This is a genomic window from Laceyella putida (assembly GCF_042665195.1).
GTDB lineage: Bacteria > Bacillota > Bacilli > Thermoactinomycetales > Thermoactinomycetaceae > Laceyella > Laceyella putida.
This window is the reverse complement of sequence record NZ_JBHTBW010000029.1, coordinates 1-3,500: the sequence shown is the minus strand read 5'-3', so window position 1 is coordinate 3,500 and position 3,500 is coordinate 1. Positions and strand designations below refer to the sequence as shown.

2 protein-coding genes are annotated in these 3,500 nt (G+C 46.7%); both read left to right on the top strand.

Annotated features, from left to right (window positions below):
- Positions 1 to 361 precede the first annotated feature (361 nt).
- Positions 362 to 493 carry a sporulation protein YjcZ gene (locus ACFQNG_RS10490; protein ID WP_379864877.1) on the top strand — a complete coding sequence of 44 codons (132 nt, stop codon included), beginning with the start codon at positions 362 to 364 and terminating at the stop codon, positions 491 to 493.
- A gap of 1,670 nt (positions 494 to 2,163) precedes the next feature.
- A partial coding sequence (locus tag ACFQNG_RS10485) for a putative thiazole-containing bacteriocin maturation protein (RefSeq protein ID WP_379864876.1) occupies positions 2,164 to 3,500 on the top strand: 1,337 nt, incomplete at its 3' end.

Sequence of the window (3,500 nt, the reverse complement as noted above, 5' to 3'; positions counted from 1 at the left end):
AGAATTTCGTCAATCTGTAACTTCAACCGTTGCATAATTGTCTGGACATATGGGGTTCATTAAGAAAGATATCTGTCTAAAATCACTTAAAATAGGAGAACACACTGGCCACTTTCTCACCAGCGAAATAGGATATATAGATTGACAAAGACGAAGATGGTTGCGATGACCAAACGGGATCGTCCCATATCAAACAAAAGATGAGCATCTTTTCTGCGAACGTCTCAGAAGAGATGACTCATTTTTTTCGTTTTGGGGCACTGATATCTGTCTAAAATCACTTGAAATAGGAGAACACACTAGCCACTTCCTCACCAGCGAAATAAGATATATAGAATTTTAACGTTGGGAGGTGAAAAAAATGAGTGGTTTTGGTGGTTTTGGTGGTAGCTGTTTCGGCGGTGGTTTCGGTGGTTTCGGTTTAAGAAGACTTTTAATCTTCATCCTTGTTATCGCCGTCATTTTCGTCTTTGCCGGCGGAGGGTGGTTCTAAATTTGAAAAGTGAGAGTGAGCCATCTTGGTACCCCTAAGGGCCCGGAACTAAAGCGAAACCATTGAGATCAGCAGCTTCGCTGACGACACTAAAGAACTTCAAGGTCTTCGCCATGCATATTGCAGGGGACTTGCGAAGGTAATAGAGCAATGCCTCCTAACAACAACCCCCGATCTCTTTTTCGAAGAAAAGGTCGGGGGTTTGCAATCAATCTCAGTACCGAAAGTCATCTGTAGATACCAAAATACCTCTAGGTATCAAGGGATACTATTTGCTGGTTGGTGCTATCTCAAATCATTAGGTTAGAATCAAGAAAGATATCTGTCTAAAATCACTTGAAATAGGAGAACACACTGGCCACTTTCTCACCAGCGAAATAGGATATATAGATTGACAAAGACGAAGATGGTTGCGATGACCAAACGGATCGTCCCATATCAAACAAAAAATGAGCATCTTTTCTGCGAACGTCTCAGAAGAGATGACTCATTTTTTTCGTTTTGGGGCACTGATATCTGTCTAAAATCACTTGAAATAGGAGAACACACTAGCCACTTTCTCACCAGCGTAATAAGATATATAGAATTTTAACGTTGGGAGGTGAAAAAAATGGGTGGTTTTAGCTGTTTCGGCGGTGGTTTCGGCGGTGGTTTCCATTTGAGAAGACTTTTAATCTTCATCCTTGTTATCGCCGTCATTTTCGTCTTTGCCGGCGGAGAATGGTGCTAAATTTGAAAAGTGAGAGTGAGCCTCTTGGTACCCCTAAGGGCCCGGAACTAAAGCGAAACCATTGAGATCAGTAGCTTCGCTGACGACACTAAAGAACTTCAAGGTCTTCGCCATGCATATTGCAGGGGACTTGCGAAGGTAATAGAGCAATGCCTCCTAACAACAACCCCCGATCTCTTTTTCGAAGAAAAGGTCGGGGGATTTGCAATCAATCTCAGTACCGAAAGTCATCTGTAGATACCAAAATACCTCTAGGTATCAAGGTATACTATTTGCTGGTTGGTGCTATCTCAAATCATTAGGTTAGAATCAAGAAAGATATCTGTCTAAAATCACTTAAAATAGGAGAACACACTGGCCACTTTCTCACCAGCGAAATAGGATATATAGATTGACAAAGACGAAGATGGTTGCGATGACCAAACGTCAAACAAAAAATGAGCATCTTTTCTGCGAACATCTCAGAAGAGATGACTCATTTTTTCGTTTTGGGGGCACTGATATCTGTCTAAAATCACTTGAAATAGGAGAACACACTAGCCACTTCCTCACCAGCGAAATAAGATATATAGATTAACAAAGACGAAGATGGTTGCGATGACCAAACGGATCGTCCCATATCAAACAAAAGATGAGCACCTTTTCTGCGAACGTCTCAGAAGAGATGACTCATTTTTTTCGTTTTGGGGGCACTTAAATATACAATGAGACAAGAAAGCACGATCACAACCCTTAACGTGGTTGAAAATCGGATTTTTCACTTCTTTGAGTTCTTAGCGTGGTAAATCCGCTTTTTTCTGTCGGGACCCCTGGATAGAGAAAAAACGGTTCTTATATAGGACCGGTTTTCTTAATGATGAAAGAGGACAAATAGCAGTACATAAGATTAGAGTGAATTCGATAGTGCTGATGAGAATTGCTCATGGTTAGGAGGAACGGAATGACAAATTTGGACCCTTCTATGCGTTTGAAAGTGAAAGGAGACACGTTTTTTCTCCCTGATCCAAACGGCGGTGTGTATTTTCGGAACAACTTAGTCTCGTTCCGTATGGAAGGCAGGACGATCGATCAGTGGATTGAGAAACTCATACCGGTGTTTAACGGGAAGAACACGTTGGATGAATTGACAGATGGATTGCCGGCCCCATACCGGGACCGGGTGTATGAAATCGCTGAAATGTTGTACCAACACGGCTTTGTCCGGGATATGAGCCAAGACCGTCCGCATCAATTGCCGGATGTGGTTCTCAAAAAGTATGCTTCACAAATTGAATTCTTGGACAGTTTCGGCGGCTCGGGCGCGTACCGTTTTCAGTCCTATCGTCAGGTCAAAGTGCTGGCGGTCGGCTCCGGCCCGTTTTTTGTCTCGTTGGTGGCGGCCTTGTTCGAATCAGGATTGCCCCGGTTCCACGTGCTGATCACGGACTCGGTACAGACCAACCGGCAGCGGTTGGCGGAACTGGCGGCACATGCCCGCAAAACGGACCCCGAGGTGGCGCTAGAGGAGGTCACCCTGCATGAGGGATTGAGTTCCTGGTGGGAGGCTGTGCAGCCATTTCAGTCGATTTTGTATGTGTCGCAGGAGGGCGATGTCGAGGAACTGCGGGCTCTTCATGCGGTTTGCAGGGAGGAGAAGAAGGTGTTGCTTCCCGCTATGTGTCTGCATCAGGTGGGTCTGGCGGGTCCGCTGGTGCATCCAAACTCTGAGGGATGTTGGGAGTCGGCGTGGCGGCGCATACACCGATCCGCGCTTTGCAAAGACCCGCAGTTGCACACGTTCTCTTCCACAGCAGGAGCGATGCTGGCGAATGTGATCGTGTTTGAATTGTTAAAAACGGTTGCGGGAGTGACCGAATCGGAAGGGAAGAATAAATTCTTCCTGCTGGATCTGGAAACGTTGGAAGGAACCTGGCATTCGTTCATGCCCCATCCGCTCGTGATCGGAAAAGAGTCGGCCGAATGGGTGGAAGATCTCGATCTGCGGCTCGAACGGAGTGCGGGCAGAAGGGAGTCAAACGGATTGTTTCCTACCTTCAGCCTGTTGACATCCAGGGAATCAGGGATTTTCCACATTTGGGAGGAGGGGGACCTGAAGCAGCTTCCATTGGCTCAGTGCCGCGTTCAGGCAGCCGACCCGCTGTCGGAGGGACCGGCTGAGCTGTTGCCGGACATTGTCTGTTCAGGTCTGACGCATGAGGAAGCGCGGCGGGAAGCGGGGCTGGCCGGGATTGAAGCGTATGTGTCGCGAATGGTCGGGCTGCTTGTAGAGGATGGCAT

What these genes read in the sequence shown, in the direction of transcription:
- ACFQNG_RS10490 (WP_379864877.1), top strand. Translation starts at nt 362, where the DNA reads ATGAGTGGTTTTGGTGGTTTTGGTGGTAGCTGTTTCGGCGGTGGTTTC.